Source organism: Pseudoalteromonas sp. SG45-5 (assembly GCF_014164085.1).
Classification (GTDB): domain Bacteria; phylum Pseudomonadota; class Gammaproteobacteria; order Enterobacterales; family Alteromonadaceae; genus Pseudoalteromonas; species Pseudoalteromonas aliena.
Window position 1 is genome coordinate 1 of sequence record NZ_JACJEM010000044.1, and the last position, 17730, is coordinate 17730.

19 protein-coding genes are annotated in these 17730 nt (G+C 38.1%); 15 read left to right on the forward strand and 4 right to left on the reverse strand.

Annotated features, from left to right (window positions below; all coding sequences use genetic code 11):
• Nucleotides 1–242 precede the first annotated feature (242 nt).
• From H5119_RS14290 to H5119_RS14315, 6 genes are read left to right on the forward strand one after another with little or no spacing between them, the layout of a single operon-like run.
• The gene (locus H5119_RS14290) at nt 243–908 is read left to right on the forward strand and encodes a Bax inhibitor-1/YccA family protein (protein WP_007580214.1); all 666 of its coding nucleotides are present in this window, start codon (nt 243–245) and stop codon (nt 906–908) included.
• A gap of 55 nt (nt 909–963) precedes the next feature.
• Nucleotides 964–1317: a sulfurtransferase complex subunit TusD gene (gene tusD, locus H5119_RS14295; RefSeq protein ID WP_182702730.1), complete on the forward strand. Its 354-nt coding sequence runs from the start codon at nt 964–966 to the stop codon at nt 1315–1317.
• The gene (gene tusC / locus H5119_RS14300) at nt 1314–1670 is read left to right on the forward strand and encodes a sulfurtransferase complex subunit TusC (RefSeq protein ID WP_182702731.1); all 357 of its coding nucleotides are present in this window, start codon (nt 1314–1316) and stop codon (nt 1668–1670) included. The genes tusD and tusC overlap by 4 nt, the downstream gene beginning before the upstream one ends.
• On the forward strand, nt 1667–1933 hold the full coding sequence (locus tag H5119_RS14305; protein ID WP_182702732.1) for a DsrH/TusB family sulfur metabolism protein: 267 nt from the start codon (nt 1667–1669) through the stop codon (nt 1931–1933). Before tusC ends, H5119_RS14305 begins: the two co-directional genes overlap by 4 nt.
• A 3-nt stretch (nt 1934–1936) precedes the next feature.
• A complete protein-coding gene (locus tag H5119_RS14310; protein WP_007375712.1) occupies nt 1937–2266 on the forward strand; it encodes a TusE/DsrC/DsvC family sulfur relay protein in 330 nt (109 codons plus the stop codon).
• Nucleotides 2266–2952, forward strand: coding sequence for a pseudouridine synthase (locus H5119_RS14315; protein WP_182702733.1), 687 nt, complete (start codon nt 2266–2268; stop codon nt 2950–2952). Before H5119_RS14310 ends, H5119_RS14315 begins: the two co-directional genes overlap by 1 nt.
• A 215-nt stretch (nt 2953–3167) precedes the next feature.
• Here the strand turns inward: H5119_RS14315 and H5119_RS14325 are convergent, their stop codons facing one another.
• Complete coding sequence (locus H5119_RS14325) at nt 3168–4442, reverse strand: sensor domain-containing diguanylate cyclase (RefSeq protein WP_182702734.1); 1275 nt, start codon at nt 4440–4442, stop codon at nt 3168–3170.
• A 356-nt stretch (nt 4443–4798) separates the two neighbouring features.
• Between H5119_RS14325 and mnmA the strand changes: the two genes are divergently transcribed.
• The 5 genes from mnmA (at nt 4799) to H5119_RS14350 (ending at nt 9628) form a co-directional block, all read left to right on the forward strand.
• Nucleotides 4799–5899: a tRNA 2-thiouridine(34) synthase MnmA gene (gene mnmA, locus H5119_RS14330; protein WP_182702735.1), complete on the forward strand. Its 1101-nt coding sequence runs from the start codon at nt 4799–4801 to the stop codon at nt 5897–5899.
• Nucleotides 5899–6501 (forward strand): high frequency lysogenization protein HflD, encoded by a 603-nt coding sequence (gene hflD, locus H5119_RS14335; RefSeq protein WP_182702736.1) that lies wholly within the window; start codon nt 5899–5901, stop codon nt 6499–6501. The genes mnmA and hflD overlap by 1 nt, the downstream gene beginning before the upstream one ends.
• Nucleotides 6502–6532: 31 nt before the next feature.
• Nucleotides 6533–7903: an adenylosuccinate lyase gene (purB, locus tag H5119_RS14340; RefSeq protein WP_182702737.1), complete on the forward strand. Its 1371-nt coding sequence runs from the start codon at nt 6533–6535 to the stop codon at nt 7901–7903.
• 87 nt (nt 7904–7990) lie between these two features.
• Nucleotides 7991–9148, forward strand: a complete 1158-nt coding sequence (locus H5119_RS14345; protein ID WP_182702738.1) for a cupin domain-containing protein — start codon at nt 7991–7993, stop codon at nt 9146–9148.
• Nucleotides 9149–9169: 21 nt separating this feature from the next.
• Entirely contained in the window at nt 9170–9628 is a 459-nt protein-coding gene (locus H5119_RS14350; protein ID WP_182702739.1) for a GNAT family N-acetyltransferase, read from the forward strand.
• A gap of 60 nt (nt 9629–9688) precedes the next feature.
• Here H5119_RS14350 and H5119_RS14355 read toward each other — a convergent pair whose 3' ends face one another.
• Nucleotides 9689–10135: a DUF4826 family protein gene (locus tag H5119_RS14355; protein WP_182702740.1), complete on the reverse strand. Its 447-nt coding sequence runs from the start codon at nt 10133–10135 to the stop codon at nt 9689–9691.
• Between the two features lie 117 nt (nt 10136–10252).
• Entirely contained in the window at nt 10253–11575 is a 1323-nt protein-coding gene (locus H5119_RS14360; RefSeq protein WP_404936397.1) for a M28 family peptidase, read from the reverse strand.
• Between the two features lie 401 nt (nt 11576–11976).
• On the opposite strand from H5119_RS14360, the gene H5119_RS14365 reads away from it, so the two are divergent.
• Nucleotides 11977–12810, forward strand: coding sequence for a spermidine synthase (locus tag H5119_RS14365; protein WP_259398979.1), 834 nt, complete (start codon nt 11977–11979; stop codon nt 12808–12810).
• 10 nt (nt 12811–12820) lie between these two features.
• On the opposite strand, the gene H5119_RS14370 is transcribed toward H5119_RS14365, so the two are convergent.
• Complete coding sequence (locus tag H5119_RS14370) at nt 12821–13225, reverse strand: GFA family protein (protein ID WP_182702742.1); 405 nt, start codon at nt 13223–13225, stop codon at nt 12821–12823.
• A 267-nt stretch (nt 13226–13492) separates the two neighbouring features.
• On the opposite strand from H5119_RS14370, the gene H5119_RS14375 reads away from it, so the two are divergent.
• From H5119_RS14375 to H5119_RS14385, 3 genes are all read left to right on the forward strand, one after another.
• Entirely contained in the window at nt 13493–15340 is a 1848-nt protein-coding gene (locus tag H5119_RS14375) for an ABC transporter ATP-binding protein (RefSeq protein WP_182702743.1), read from the forward strand.
• Between the two features lie 412 nt (nt 15341–15752).
• The gene (locus tag H5119_RS14380) at nt 15753–16265 is read left to right on the forward strand and encodes an outer membrane beta-barrel protein (RefSeq protein WP_182702744.1); all 513 of its coding nucleotides are present in this window, start codon (nt 15753–15755) and stop codon (nt 16263–16265) included.
• Between the two features lie 34 nt (nt 16266–16299).
• On the forward strand, nt 16300–17577 hold the full coding sequence (locus H5119_RS14385) for an Ig-like domain-containing protein (protein WP_182702745.1): 1278 nt from the start codon (nt 16300–16302) through the stop codon (nt 17575–17577).
• Nucleotides 17578–17730: the final 153 nt, after the last annotated feature.

Sequence of the window (17730 nt, forward strand, 5' to 3'; positions counted from 1 at the left end):
GTCTAACCGTTTGATTTTTAGATTCATATACACCTCAAAGTTGAGATGTTATTTTATCAAATTAAAGAGAATTAAGCGTTTAAATTAAATCGAAATTTTTGAAATTGGTCTGATCAATGTCTGTTTTATTAAAATATTTGACTCTATTGATCTACAAAGGTTTGCCCAAACATATAAGAGTTGGTAATCTAATTTTAGTTAAATTATCGAAACACACACGTTTCACTTAAAGGAGCTCTACAATGGCGTTTAATCAATCGTACAATACCGCGAAACCGGTAATGTCTACCATTGAAACAAACAAGGTACTTAAAAACACCTACTTTTTATTAGCAATGACACTTGCATTCAGTGCAGTAACTGCTGGTATTTCAATGGCACTACAATTACCTTACTTTATGGGGATTGTGTTTACACTTGTTTCATTTGGTTTATTATTTGTTGTCAATAAAAAAGCAGATACCGCATCTGGTGTATTTTGGGTGTTTGCTTTCACCGGTCTAATGGGCGCAGGCTTAGGTCCATTGCTTAACCATTATGCTGCAATGCCTAATGGTCCAATGCTTATTATGCAAGCGCTGGGCTCTACGGCGCTTATCTTTTTTGGCTTATCTGCTTATGCACTTAACACTAAAAAAGATTTCTCATTTATGGGTGGCTTTTTAACTGTTGGCTTAATCGTTGTGATTGTAGCAAGCATTGTTAATATTTTTGTTGGCAGCTCATTGATGTTTATGGTGCTTAATGCGGCAGTTGTATTAATTATGTCTGGTTTGATTTTATTCGATACGAGCCGAATCATAAACGGTGGCGAAACTAACTACATTCGTGCAACAGTATCTTTATACCTAAGCGTATATAACTTATTTACGTCTTTGCTTGCTCTACTTGGCGCAAGTGATGACTAATTAAATAGTTCTGTTAAAATAGCCCCTCTATTGGGGCTTTTTTATTGGAATTGTTTTGGCACGCTTTGTTCTTTCATTACATACACCACCATCCGATCACGATACCACGCAACGCATAGTTAAATTTGCGAATGCATGTTTAGCGCAAGGCCATACTATAGATGCGATATTTTTATATCAGCAAGGCATTTATCACGCTTCAAATAATTTTGATTTATCCTCAGACGAACTTCAAATAACAGAGCTTTGGCAGCAATTAGCTGATAAAGATATAAACCTGATGCTGTGTGTTACCGCCGCTGAAAAACGCGGATTAGATATTAAAAATACCGGTGTATTTGCAGTCGCAGGGTTAGCTGAATTTGCCATGCTTGCATCTGATGCAGACAAATGGGTGCAATTTAAATGATAAACGTACTAGTAATGAGCCAGTGCAGCCCATTTGATGATTTAAATATTCGTGATGCACTTGATATGACGTTGATATTTGCTGCCGTTGATCAAAATGTAAGTTGGCTATTTAGCGGCCCTGCCGTTTTGGCTTTAAAAAAGCATCAGCAACCAAACAACATTGGCTTAAAAGACTTTTTTAAAAATATTAAAACGCTCGAAATTTATGATGTTGAAAATATTTTTGTGTGTGAAAAATCATTGCTTGATTATGGTTTAAATAAACATGATTTACTCATAGAGGCAAAAGTCCTTAACTTTAGCCAACAACAAACACTAATTAGAGCGCAGCAACATGTGGTGAACCTATGAGTACGTTACATATTTTTTCAAAGCCGCTTAACTATTACTGCGCAAATCAGCTAGAAAACTTAATTTTATCAGGCGATAAGGTACTACTTGTTGGTGATGCCTGCTTTGCAAAAAAACAATTTAGGCAATTTGCAGATACACTGTTAATACTTGAACAAGACGCGCAAATACGTGTAATTAAATTAGCCGATAACGATAAAGCAATTAGCTATGAAGACTTTGTGGCACTCACTTTATCAACTAATCAATCCATTACGTGGTAACCCATGCTTGAATTTAACAACCAACAGATTGAAACCGACAAACAAGGTTACTTGCTTGACCATACTTTGTGGTCAAAGGAGCTTGCACCTGTAATTGCTACTCAAGAAAACATCACACTGAGTGAGCAACACTGGGAAGTCATTAATTTTGTTCGTGATTTTTACATTGAATATAACACCAGCCCAGCAATTAGAATGCTTGTAAAAGCAATGGCTAAAGCACTCGGTGAAGACAAAGGAAATAGCCTTTATTTATATAAATTATTTCCTAAAGGCCCAGCCAAGCAAGCAACAAAAATTGCCGGATTACCAAAACCAGCTAGGTGCATATAATGAGAGCTAAATCAGGCAATAATCAAGCAGCACAAGCCAAGCCAAAAAGAAGTACTGGCCGTACTTATTCTCGCAGTGCACTTAACAAAACACCTTCAGGTAAAAGAGAAATAAAGCCACAAATAGCGTCTAAAGACAGAAGAATTGTCCTGTTTAACAAACCATTTGATGTGCTTTGTCAATTTACAGATGATGCCGATAGGAAAACGCTTGCAGAGTTTATCCCTATTAAAGAAGTTTACGCAGCGGGTAGATTAGATAGAGACAGTGAAGGTTTATTGCTTTTAACAAACTGTGGAAAATTGCAAAACACCTTAACCGCACCTAATAAAAAAACAAATAAAACCTACTGGGTACAAGTTGAAGGTAAACCATCAAGTGAATCAATTAATGATTTATGTAATGGCGTAGAGCTTAAAGACGGGCTAACACTCCCCGCTAACGTTAAAATAATAGATGAGCCTATAATTTGGGCGCGTAATCCGCCAGTACGTGAACGAAAAGCAATCCCCACTACGTGGCTAAGCATTACCATTAACGAAGGTAAAAACAGACAAGTTCGCCGTATGACTGCGCATATCGGCCACCCTACACTTCGCCTCATTCGCTACAGTATTGGCAATTATACGTTGGATGACATTAATTGTGGTGAGTACAAAGTAATTAAAGGCGTAATTGATGCATAAACAGCACATAACAGTTACTGCAATAGTAAAAAAGAAAAATGAGTTTTCACTCGTAAAAGAGCACGATAAATTTACACAGCAAACAGGCAATAACGCAGCATAAATGCCAAATATGCACTGCCTGTTGGGCTCTTTCTAGGGACGATTAAATCGCCCCTAGATTGAACAAATTTCAATCTAAAAGGTCAACACGCCCTAAAATTAAAGAAGCATATTTACAAATTTTCAGAGCTAAGTGCAATACAATTTCGTCCCTGTCTTTTAGCATAATAAAGAGCACTGTCGGTTGCTTTTAAAAAGACAAGCTTGTCATCGTTCGCATCCGCTGTGTTAACTCCCATGCTGATTGACAAAACTCCTGTAAAACTATCTTGGTGCGGTATTGCTAGCTCTTCTATCGCTTTTTGAATCTGATCTGCAATGAAAAGTGCACCCTGCGTATCTGTTTGCGGTAATAACACAACAAATTCTTCACCGCCATACCGCGCTACAAAGTCTTCGGGGCGACTCACCGTCGCTGCAATTTTTTGTGCGACATCACGCAGACAAATATCGCCAGTTACATGCCCGTATCGGTCATTAAATTGTTTAAAATGATCAACATCAATGAAGATCATAGATAGTTTGTCGGTACTGCTTTTTAATCGCTCAAACTCATACGTAAACTGCTCATCAAAACGGCGCCTATTTGCTATTTTTGTCAACGAATCAAGAAAAGCCATATCACGTAGTATATCTTGTGCTTTTAGACGTTCAGTGGCATCGTAAAATACGGCAATAAATTCATCGCCATTATCAATACCCGACACTTCCATTACTAACTCGCTACCATTACTGCAACGAACACGATAGTCATTAGCAGGAATATCATTGTTATTTTCCTTCGCAAACTGCAAAGAGTTTTTCCATAATGCTTTGGCTGATTTTCTATACTCTGGATCTGGAAAAGCATTTTCCCACCAAGCAGCTAAATTAGGCACTTCATCTAACGTGTAACCAAAAACATCAACAAAGCGTTGATTTACTTTTAATAGATCACCAGTTCGAGCACACACATTACAAATTGGCATTGGCAGCACAGTAAACAACCTAGCGTAATGACTTAGCTCATGTTTACGCATTGGGTGTTCTGTGCTTGATGATACATAACTCGCAGGGATGTCAGTTATGCTTGATGCAAGTCTGGCATCCATTTCTAGGGTGAAGTACCATTCAAGCCACCAACGTTCCACACATTCAAGTGCTGACTTTTCTGAGTGTTCAGTGCAAGAAATTGAGCGTTTGATTAAGCTAAACACCTCATTTATAGGGTGTGGTTCTTGGCAAAAAGAAGGATTTTTAAACTTAATCAGTTCGTAAAAAAGACGATAAGCCGATTGCTTAAATTCACTTGAGGGGTTATTTAGTAACTCACTAATAGGCTGATTAAATTGACAAGTGTAATATTCAACTAACGATTTAATTTTATTTATTTGTTCAACGTAGTTCATATATTCATTCCATTGATTATATTGGCCAGCTCACTAAATCGATATAACAAGGTTATATCCTAGGGCGGGCGCAGTTTATATTTACTGCCGAATATTTGAAAGAAAATAATACTAAATCACTGAAAAAATATAACAAAACACACTCATACTCATAACATAGTTAGCAATATAAAAACCTAATTAAAACAAAAGGATTGTTTTTTATACTTTCTAAGTTTCTTTTTCTATTTGTTATATAAATAAAATAGTGACTAATTCCCTCCTTTGCCCCTTTACTCTCTTTAAGCACAAACAAAATACATGCTATAATCGCGGCCTTTCCAAGTTAACAGCAATCTGTATAAGCGAAATTATTCATGAGCGAAAATAGTCACATTAAAGTCATTGTTGGCATGTCCGGCGGTGTTGATTCTTCTGTATCTGCGTATTTATTACAACAACAGGGCTACCAAGTAGAAGGCCTGTTTATGAAGAACTGGGAAGAAGACGACAATGATGAATACTGTGCTGCCGCTGATGATTTAAAAGATGCACAAGCCGTATGCGATAAATTAGGCATTGAGCTTCACACTGTTAACTTTGCAGCAGAATACTGGGACAACGTATTTGAGTACTTTTTAGCAGAGTACAAAGCAGGTCGTACACCTAACCCAGATATAATGTGTAATAAAGAAATTAAATTTAAAGCCTTTTTAGAGTTTGCTGCTCAAGCACTCGGTGCTGACTTTATTGCAACGGGTCACTATGTTCGCCGTGAGCTTCGCGATGACAAATACGTTATGTGTCGCGGGCTTGATAATAATAAAGATCAAAGCTACTTCTTATATACCCTAAGCCATGAACATATCGGCCAAACGTTATTCCCTGTAGGCGATATAGAAAAACCAGAAGTACGCCGCATAGCAGAAGAGCAAGACCTAATCACTCACGATAAAAAAGACAGTACAGGTATCTGCTTTATTGGTGAGCGTAAATTTAAAGACTTTTTACAAAAGTTCTTACCAGCACAACCTGGCGTTATCGAAGACACTGACGGTAATAACGTAGGTGAGCATGAAGGCTTAATGTACCATACACTTGGACAACGCAAAGGCTTGTTAATTGGTGGTATGAAGGAAGGTTCTGGCGAACCATGGTACGTAGTTGATAAAGATTTAGAACGTAACGTACTTGTTGTGGGCCAAGGTAAAGATCACCCTCGCCTATACAGCAACGGTCTTAACGCAAACCAACTTCACTGGGTAGACCGTATTGGCCCTAAAGGCACAACTCGCTGTACTGTTAAAACACGTTACCGCCAAGAAGATTTAAGCTGTACCCTGCTTGTAGGTGAAGACGGCATGGCACGCGTATTATTCGACGAGCCACAAAAAGCAGTGACGCCTGGTCAATCTGCCGTATTTTATGCAGAAGATGTGTGTTTAGGCGGTGGTATTATTGATTCGGTGATTAAGTAATGAATCAATACCAAGTCATGGCGCTTGCCGCCATGTGCCAAGTAGCTAAACAAGTTCAAAAAATTGCCCAGTACGGCAGCAATAACGAACATGATTTAGAAATCCTGCTTACAAGTATTATTCAAACATCTCCGGCATCGCCAGAAGATGTTTACCAAGGTACTGACAACTTACGTGATGGCTATAAAACATTAATGGCACAGCTAACAGCGGGTGCTCAAAAAGATGTTGAAATAGTCAAATACGTGGGTGGTTTAATGCAGCTTGAGCGAGCACTCAGTGCTAACGAAAAAAACTTAAACGAATTAGGTAAACGCATTGATGATATTCATCGTCGTTTAGACCACTTTGCTATTACCGACGAGAGCGTTGTTGCCGGTTTAGCAGATATATACTCGTCGGTGCTGAGCCCCCTTGGGCACCGAATACAGGTTTATGGTAAACCCGAGTTATTAAAACAGCAACTCACTCAAAATAAAATCCGTGCATTATTATTAGCCGGCATTAGAAGTGCAGTATTATGGCGACAAATGGGCGGTAAACGCCGTCACTTTTTCTTTGCAAAGAGAAAAATACTCGCTATTGCTAAAACAAAAATTTAACTATCGTTCAAACTAAAATTTAGGAGTTATTATGGAGCTTTCAGCGTTAACGGCTATCTCTCCAGTGGATGGTCGCTACGGCAGCAAAACCACTGAACTGCGCAGTATTTTCAGCGAATTTGGCTTAATCAAATACCGCGTAACCGTTGAAGTGCGTTGGTTGCAAGCGTTAGCTGCGGCAAGCGATATTAAAGAAGTACCTGCATTTAGCGAACAAGCTAATGCACTACTAAACGCCATTGTAGATAACTTCAGTGAAGCTGATGCACAGCGCGTTAAAGACATTGAACGCACGACAAATCACGATGTTAAAGCGGTTGAATACCTACTAAAAGAAAAAGTCGCCGATAACAGTGAGCTTCATGCAATTAACGAATTTATTCACTTTGCTTGTACTTCAGAAGATATTAATAATCTATCTCATGGTTTAATGCTAAGCGAAGCGCGTAAAAACGTTTTACTTCCTTATTGCGATGAACTTTTAAGCGCAATTAAAGAAAAAGCAATTGAATACAAAACAATCCCAATGATGACTCGTACACACGGGCAACCTGCTACACCATCGACTATGGGTAAAGAGTTTGCTAACGTATACATGCGTTTAAAACGTCAACGCGGGCAAATTGCACAAGTAGAAATGTTAGGTAAAGTTAATGGTGCTGTTGGTAACTACAACGCTCACCTTAGCGCATACCCAGATTACGACTGGCATACACACGCAGATAAGTTTGTATCAAGCTTAGGTTTAACACTAAATCCATTTACGACACAAATTGAACCGCATGACTATATTGCAGAGTTGTTTGACGCAATTGCACGTTTTAACACTATATTGCTCGATTTTGATCGTGACATGTGGGGCTACATTGCCCTTAATCACTTTAAGCAAAAAACAATTGCTGGCGAAATTGGCTCATCAACAATGCCGCATAAAGTTAACCCAATTGATTTTGAAAACTCAGAAGGTAACTTAGGCTTAGCAAACGCTATTTTTGCTCACCTTGCACAAAAGCTTCCGGTTTCTCGCTGGCAGCGTGACCTTACTGATTCAACCGTATTACGTAACCTAGGCGTAGGTATGGGTTATGCAATTATTGCATACCAATCAACACTTAAAGGTGTAAGTAAGCTTGAAGTAAACGAGCAACGTTTAGCTGATGAGCTTGATCAAAACTGGGAATTACTAGCCGAGCCGATTCAAACGGTTATGCGTAAATATGGCATTGAAAAGCCGTACGAAAAACTTAAAGATTTAACGCGCGGTAAACGTGTAAACAAAGAAATAATGGCTGACTTCATCGATGGTTTAGACCTTCCTGAGGACGCAAAAGTAGAAATGAAAAAACTAACACCTGCCAACTACATTGGTCGTGCTGTTGAGTTTATTGATGATTTAGTTTAAAAACTAAATTGCTCTTTTAAAAAGCGAAAGGATCATCCTTTCGCTTTTTTTGTTTTAACCCATTGCACTAACTAGTAGGCATAATGTATGTATCAATTAAAAATAAATAATTTGTCTGAGCAAGAATTTTTAAGCCATTTTTGGCAAAAAAAACCGCTTTTAATCAAACAAGGTTTTGCTAATTTTCAAGACCCGCTTGATGCTAATGAACTTGCCGGCCTAGCAATGGAAGAAAGCATAGAGTCACGTATTATCACCAATCATAAAAATGACTGGCAAACGCACCAAGGTCCATTTGAAGACTTTGAGCAATTAACAGACGATCACTCTACATTACTCGTGCAAGCAGTTGATCACTGGCATCCAGATGCTGCACAGCTGCTCGAACCATTTAGGTTTATTCCTAATTGGCGCATAGATGATTTAATGATCAGCTATTCAACGCCTAATGGTGGTGTTGGCCCGCATTTAGATCAGTACGATGTGTTTATTATTCAAGGCGAAGGTAAGCGCCATTGGCGTGTAGGCCTGCCTGTTCCGACACTTAAGCAGTTCGCTCAAAACAAAAAGCTGCTGCAAGTAGAAGCTTTTGAAGCGGTCATTGACTGCATTTTAGAACCTGGCGACATTTTATATATTCCACCTGGGTGCCCTCACGAAGGTTACGCAGTAGAAAATGCGCTAAATTATTCAGTTGGTTTTCGAGCGCCTAATCAACAAGATTTATTGTCGAGTTTTGCCGATCATATTATTGATACCGAAAGCGGCCAAAAACGCTATACCGATCACAATCTAGCGCTGAGCAAGTCAAAAGGTGAACTTACAAACCTTGAAGTTGATAAAGTTAAAACATTGATGGCTTCACTATTAGAGAACGATGAGTTATTTAAACAATGGTTAGGCTCAACGCTTAGTCAGCCCAAACATGAAATGGATTTAGCACCAGTAGAGCCTCCATTTACATCAGAGCAAATAAGCGATGATTTAAGTGATGAAGAAGTTGTGTTTGAACGCTTAGGCGGCACGCGTGCTATTTATCAACAGTTAGATGATGAATTACTACTAAGCGTAAACGGTGAAAATTACGCCATGCCATTAACTGATTTAGCGGCGGTAAAGCTACTTACCGATAATACTGAGTTTGAAAGTTCAGCATTAAATTTAACAAACCCAAGCCTAGTTTTTACGCAAACCTTTACTACACTGGTTAATGAGGGGATTTGGTTTAATACCGATCAAGGTTAATTGCTCTAATAGGAGTTTACTATGGGCTATCAAGTTAACGAAGCAGATTGGCACAGTCAAAAAGACTTGTTACAGCACATTCGAGAACGGGTCTTTGTGTACGAGTTACATATCCCCAAGCACATCGAATTTGATAGCCTAGATAAAATTGCATACCATGTTCTCGTTACCGACGACGGACATTTCCCAGTTGCCACAGGTAGGTTATGTAGCGATGGATTGATCAGCCGGATTGCTGTACTTCCAAAGCACCGTAATCGCAAAGTATATAAATCACTTCTCAATTTTATTGTTGAATTAGCGTCAAACCAAGGGATAAAAGAAGTAAGCATTAATTGTATTTTAAATGAGGTAGAGCGCTTTAAGCGAAATGGCTTTATTCAGCAAGGGAATGTATTTATGGAGGCAGGAATTCCTAGGCAACGTATGCAGTGCCCTGTTTCAGCATTTAATACCACCCCCTTCACTCTCGTACATTAATTAAAATAAAAGGGTAATAATTAATTACTACCCTACATTATTACTTAAACCAAACTGTAGCTACTTTGCTTCATTAGCCCACAATGGTTCATTCTCATACACTTCGTACAAACCATGCGCTCTATTTATAAGTAAGTTAGCAAAATCAACTTGCGTTTTATCTCGCGCACCAGTACTCATAATTTGATCCGCTTTTAATTGCCATTGCAACGAAAAATAACGCATTGCATCACGCGCATCTTTAGCTGCACTTGCTTCTACATGATCAGTAGGTAATCGCCCTGTAACTACCCAATATGTTTTACCGTTTTGCGCTTTAAATTTCCACATTGCACAAAGAGGTGCTAAAAATCGGCTGTCTACATCAACTACTGATTTTGGCATAATACCCTTTTCGGCTAAATGCTTTTGCGCTGCTTGAAAACATTCGCGTTGCCATGCAACACGTTGTTGTTCTGCTAAAGCTTGCTCTTGTGCTGTTAACGGTTTTTTTTCTTTTTGCTGCATTTTTAATAACCTTTTACTACTTTTTTTACACTGTAAGGGCTTAGTAAATAAGGTGCAAGTATAAAACGGCCGTTGGCATCTCAAAACTCTCTGTTTGCTGTGTTTTTAGCCAAACTATTATTTTATATTATGATCAAACGAACCTACATCACCAGGAAACACCACTGGCGACTCAATCCCTTGTTTATTTACAGACGCGACTCCAAAGTAATAATTATCAATCACTACGTTTTTAAGTGTGTACTTTGAAACCTTGCCAACATATTTACTAAACTGCCATTGCGGCTCGCTGGTATAACGCCAATAAATTTTATAACCGGCAATATTTTCATCACTGCTTTGTTGCCAAGAGAACGAGGTGTTGGCGGTAACAGCTCCCGTTATTTTAACTTCTTTTGGCGGTGCGGGTGCCCAAGCCATTGATGCCATCGTTACCGCATTAAGCGAGGTTAGCTTAGCCGTATAATCAAAATCAACGCCTTCAATTGTATCCCCATACTCAACCCCATCTTCAATGCGTAAATCTTGATGCTGGCGATCGTAATGCTCGTTAGTTTCCATAATACGCACTGCGGCAAAACCTGCATCGTTAAATGGACGATGATGCCCACCACGGCCAAATCTATCTAATCGATAAACGAGTATTGTGTTTAAATTTGGGATGTATCTATCGGCAATCGTATCTATGTAGCGCGCTAAATTACGACTCGCGGAATCAATTTCACCACCCGTAAAACGGCGAGTGTTAGCTTGCTTTTTAGTTTCTACAACACGTGTTCCTTCAGAGAATATACGAGCCGTCGTGTTATCGGTTACGCCATTAATACCGGTAATATTACCAATCATATCGTTGTTTAAAACGCCATGAACTTGCCAGTTATGCTTTTGTGCATAAGCCGTTAATATTTTACCGCCAAACAAACCTTGCTCTTCGCCCGAAAGTGCTGCGTAAACTACCGAACCATTAAATTTGTACTTACTTAAAACACGAGCCGCTTCTATAACGCCCGCTACACCAGAAGCGTTATCGTTAGCACCAGGCGAGTCACTGGTAAAATCCATAACGTTACTAACACGTGAATCTATATCTCCCGACATCATCACCATACGGTTTGGCTCGCTAATACCGCGTTGAATAGCGACTATGTTTACAACTTCAACAGGATTCGGAATGCGTTTTTCACCCGAAATAGTATCTTTTACTTCAATAACTTCAAGACAACCGCCACATTGTGCTGATATTTTTTCAAATTCTTTTTTTATCCAACGTCTAGCCGCACCAATACCTCGAGTATCAGATTTAGTATCTGAAAGTGTATGACGAGTACCAAAATTCACCAGTGTTTGAATATCATGACCAATGCGACTAGCAGATACGTTGTTTGCTATATCATGAAGCTTTTGTTGATCCTCAGATTTAAGCTCTGACGCATTTACCATCAGACTAAAAGAACATACAACAGCTAACGTGCTGTGCTGCAAAATTTTACTCGTAATTTTAATACCTGTGCTAAGCATAAATATGACTCCGAATTATTTTAGCATACACCATTACTCAAGCACGTTTGTACTTCAATACATTTGAGATAAGTGTGAACATAGCTACGCTAAGGTGCAGGATTGAGAGTGTCTTAATGTATTTAGTACACTAAAAAACGATAAAGTGGTGCTGATGTAGTTACTGAGGATATGATCAAGGTAACCTGAACTTAGGATAATAAATCTGGCTAGAGAAAATAAATTTAAATATCACCATGATTCAATACGTTAGTAAATCTCTTAACCAGAGCTCAGGTTAAGTAAAAATTAAGTGAAAATCTCACCCTATTCATGGCACACTAATGAGCGAGTTTAATCTACTACATACTGTTATGCGCCAATTAAAAACCGATACCACATCAAGTAATCTAACCTATCATGTCGAAAATGAATTTGGCTTAACTTGCGTTTATCAAAATAATGAACATCTATGGCTCACGCTTAACAACAACCCACAGTCTGACGTAATTATTCAAGGTGTAATGAATAAAGTGAGCCCTGAAAAAGTATGTGTGGCTATATATCAAAGCATGCTGTTATTTTTATTAATACCGATTAATAACCTGCGTATTCTAAATTTAGGGCTAGGTACAGCTGGGTTAGAACGTACACTCAAACATATTGAGTCTAATACTCCTTACTTAAGTCCCGTTAATCTGTTTGAAAGTGTAGAAATAAACCCAGCAATAGTGAGCATTGCAAAGCAGTTTTTTCAATTACCCAAGGATCACACTGTTCATTTACAATGTGCTGAGCAGTTTATAAGTCTATGCAATCAAAAATACGACATTATCTATATTGATATTTTTAGTGGAGAGTACCACCAAACGTTTATTCAAAATCATTCATTTTGGCAATCAATTAATCGCTGTATAGATGAAAGTGGCCAAGCAGTGATTAATTTAAACCCTCAAACAGGCCAAGATTTAAAAAATATTTTAGTTTTACTACGTCAGTATTTTAAGTGCATCGCACTCATTGAATTTAATGAATACAACAATATTGTACTGATACTTAGCCACAAGTCGTTGAAGTATATTAGTATTGAAGCCATACAAACATCAAAAGTAATGCAAGCCATTGCCCCAAAACTACATAACGCAATAAATACTATATACCATATAGAAATAGAGTAACGACTAGCGACTAGCGACCAGGTTCAAATGTATCGTAACAAGGTAAGCTCGTTTCTAGTTGCTCCCAATTTGCCTTAGAAGTTACAAAGTTATGAGATAAAGGCTTTTCAGTAATCGCTGAATCTATTAGACCCAAACGAATTCTATATCGACTTTTGTCATCTGCATTAGCACTATAAATTGGTGAACCGCAACATTTACAAAAATAACGCGTGCGCCCTGCTTTAAAAGAATATTCGCTTAGTAAATTACTGCCTGTTGCAATGGTAAATTCGTTCGCATTTATAAAGCCATTAGTCGCAAAAGCAGTACCGCTGTTTTTTCTGCAAAGTGAGCAGTGACAATGGATAATACTCGTAATAGGGCCCGTTAGCTCTACTGTAATTTCACCACATAGACATGAACCTGTGTACATATCACCTCCTTATAATTAAGCCAATTTAAAGTAATGAATCTATCTCAGCATCAGCAGCTATTTTAAATGCTAACCACGTTACTGTCTATTTCTGGGAAATAAACACGCGTTAATATTCGCCTATTTTGATCTACTATCAAATTAATATCTTTTCGATACTCAAATAGAGTATTTACGTGCTTGCTTATATTAAGTCTTTACAAGGCTGCATTTTAAAATACTTAAATGCTATGATACCCACCATTATTTGCCATTTAAGTTTTTAAAATGTATCGATTATTTGAAAAAATGACCAAAGCATTTCCTGAGGATCAACCAACTCAGCCGCCTTCTACTTTGTTTGCTTTTTGTCGTCACTACACCAAAGGAATGGAACTATCGTTGGTGCTGATGTCAATAAGCGCCGCCATGCTCGCTATCCTAGAGGTGTCTTTATTTAGCTACATGGGGCAACTAGTTGATTGGTTAACGGCCTACACACCCGAGACTTTGTTTGTCGAACAAAAGTCAGAACTTGTTAAAATGGCTGTAATGCTATTAGTTGTGCTGCCTGTCGTTGTATTTTTTCATTCCGCTATTTTGCATCAAGCCTTGTTAGGTAATTACCCTATGTCGATACGCTGGTTAGCGCATCGTTATTTACTGCGTCAAAGTGTGAGTTTTTATCAAAATGAATTTGCTGGACGAATAGCCACTAAAGTACTGCAAACCTCTTTAGCCGTTCGCGAAACAGTGACTAAACTACTCGATGTACTAATGTACATCGTGGTTTACTTTGGCTCAATGGTATTTTTAGTTGCCGAAGCTGATTGGCGCTTAATGATCCCTTTACTGGTTTGGCTGGCTTTATACATTTGTGTGCAGCTATATTTTGTTCCGCGCCTTAAAAAAATTGCCAGCTCACAAGCCGATGCTCGCTCAGAAATGACAGGGCGTATTGTTGATAGCTACACCAATATTTCTACGATCAAATTGTTTTCGTATACCCAGCGAGAAGAGCAATACGCAAAACAAAGCATGGATGTATTTTTACAGCCGGTGTACAAGCAAATGCGCTTGGTGACCAGCTTAAACTTCGTTATTCAAACCCTAAATTACCTATTAGTATTCTCAGTTGCTGCTGTATCACTTTATTTATGGTCGCTTAGCGCAATTACCGCAGGTGCAATTGCGGTTGCAGTAAGTCTAGCGCTTCGATTAAACGGCATGGCGCAATGGATCATGTGGGAAATAAGCAGTCTGTTTGAAAACATTGGCACCGTAGCCGACGGTATGAAAACACTCTCAAACCCTATCGAAGTGGCCGACAAACCAAACGCCAATACACTGAACGTAAGCCAAGGGGCAATTGAGTTTAATAACGTACACTTTAATTACGGTAAAGCCGCAAACGAGACTACTCGCAGCCCCGTTATGAACGGGCTAAATTTAACGATTAAACCCGGCGAAAAAATTGGATTGGTGGGTCGCTCTGGCGCAGGTAAATCAACGCTTGTTAACTTATTATTGCGTTTTTATGATACCGACTCTGGCAGCATAAGAATTGATGGTCAAAATATCACAGACGTAAGCCAAGAAAGTCTTCGCCGTTATATCGCCATGGTCACGCAAGACACTTCCCTGCTGCACCGTTCAGTAAAAGATAACATTTTGTATGGACGTCCCGATGCAACGCAAGCTGAGATGATAAACGCTACCAAGCAAGCTAAAGCACTCGAGTTTATAAACGACTTGGTTGATAGTAAAGGTAATAAAGGCTTTGATGCACAAGTAGGCGAACGCGGTGTCACCCTATCGGGCGGCCAACGTCAACGTATTGCTATTGCCCGCGTATTACTTAAAAACGCACCTATACTCATACTTGATGAAGCCACCAGCGCACTCGACTCAGAAGTAGAAGCAGCAATTCAAGCAAGCCTTGATGACTTAATGACAGGTAAAACAGTAATCGCTATAGCACACAGACTTTCTACCATCGCACAAATGGATAGATTAATTGTACTTGATGACGGCGGCGTAGTTGAACAAGGTACTCATGAAGAACTCATTGCTAAAGGTGGCATTTACGCAGCCCTTTGGACACACCAAACAGGCGGGTTTATAGGTATAGATTAACTATACCAATTTTATTAAAAACATGATCATTCTAGCGTATTAAATAACTCACTCACTACGTTAAAAATTATTTATATAGAACAACTATGTATCATAATTTTAGCCTTGTTATTACGCTATTTTCTTATCGCTATAATAGATCACTAATTTAATGCAATTGGTATTAATCTGTGAGTTACTGAATTTAACTGTAACAAAACAAGCGAAGGTGCCTTTTAAGGTCTTCGCTTTTTTTGTTGTTAATATTTTAAAAACGAAACAAAAATATCTCCTAATTATTCATTTATCAAAGTGTTAATAAAGTGGTTAATTGTACCTTTTTAAACATAAAACACGGACATTTTCTTGATTAATTTTAGTCGATTATATACCATCCCTGCCTTATAATAATTTATGGATAGTGAGCCTCTTTATGGAAAAAATACTTCCTCTACTTTTCCTTTGCGCGTCTTCACAGTGTTTTGCTGACACCGTTTATATCGGTGTAGATTACGTTTTACCTGAAATCACGATTGCCAGCGAAGATGCAAAACCCAAAGCAACCGCACTACGTTTAGGTGTTAGTAACAACAACATGGCTTTTGAAGCACAATATTTAGCTGCTAATGACACTGATAATATTTATAGTATTGAGTTTGATATAGAGAAAAGCGCCGCGCTATTTTTTGTTATGCAATCAGATGTTGTAAATGGTTTTGGCTTAGATGTTTCTTTGGGGTATGCAATAACAGATATTGTAACTGCTGGTCCTGAAATGACAATTAGTGACAACTTTCAATATAAAGGTTTTGCGTGGGGACTGGCGGTACATCAAGATATTCCTTACATAGACAACACACAAATCAGATTGGGTTATCAATCTTTGTACAACAAAGATGATATTAAGATTACAGCTATCTCTCTTGGTTTTACATACCAATTTTAGTCATTAATTTATTATATAAAGGTATTTTTCCAAAATGACAAAAATAAACATTTTCCCGAAATTATCCGTTGTTGCAATTTTATTAACAAGCATTATTGGTTGTGGTGCAGATGACAAATCCGACGACCTTATCAAAGCTGTTACCCTCGAAAAGCTTCGCAGTGAAGGAACTATTATAGAATCAGTCACTATTGAAAATGCTCAAACACGCTTAAGAGTGGGCGATAAACATCAACTTAGCGCAACAGGTATTGATAGCAAAGGTAAAAAAAGAGATGTCACTAAAGAATTAACTTGGAGCTCAAGCGATAGCGACATTGCAACCGTGAGTGATAGTGGTTTAGTGACTGCAATAGCGAACTCTTCAGCTGATCAGGGTCTAGTTAAAATTACAGGCACTACTATTAATGATATTTCTGGTAATGGAGAGATATCGATAAGCAATGCAGCAGTTGCTAGTATTAAATTAAAGCAAGCATCCTCACAAACCGGTAATATAAACACCTGTATTGATGCAAAAATTAATGGTGATGTTAGCTACACGGATGGATATATTTCATTAAATACTATTAAAGATATGAGTTTTTCCGTTGATAATAGTACTACTGCAACCATTGACTCAGATGGAACTTTATTTACCTCAGCACCTAGTATTGAAAAAACGCAGATCACCGCAAGTATAGGCACAGTTACAGCTCAATTAAACGTCACTTCAGATCCAAAAAATCTAGAAAGCATAAATCTTTTAGTTGATGATGTTGCAACAGATACGATCACATTAAATGTGGGCGATCGCATGCAACTTAAAGCACAAGCTAATCTCAGTAATACAGATTCAACGTTTAATATAGATAATAGTATTTCTTGGTCACAGCTAAATACAGACGATTATGTAGGAATAACAACAGATAAGAATAACAAAGGTGTTATTTTTGCTTTAAAGCCAGGTTCAACCAAGCTTATTGGTCAATGTGGTGGGAAACAAAAAATAGCAACGTTAGAAGTTAAGGGAGATGCAAGTCTTAACACAATCCAAATTAATGATGGCGAAAGCACACTAACATTAGAGCCATTAAAAACAATCGACCTCGTATTAACAGCAAATTATACCACTACACCAACAAGCCTAAATGTTACCGAATTTGCTGATTGGAACCTTAATGGCAGTAGTATAGTGGAAGGTAAGTTAATTAATGCCGGAACAAAAGAGGCTTTATATAGGCTAACGAGTAAATCAAGTACTAATAATACTGCTGTTATCTCAGTAACCTACGATGGAATAATTAGCAATACAACTATTAACATAGAGTGAGAAAAGTTTAAATATTACTTTTCGATATGTTAGTAGATATTTTAACCAGAGTTCAGGTTAAAATAGTAAAGTAGCTAAAACCGTTTAAAATAAAAAAGCGAAGATGCTTCATAGCCTCTTCGCTTTTTTAACGCTATAAAAAATATAATTTAT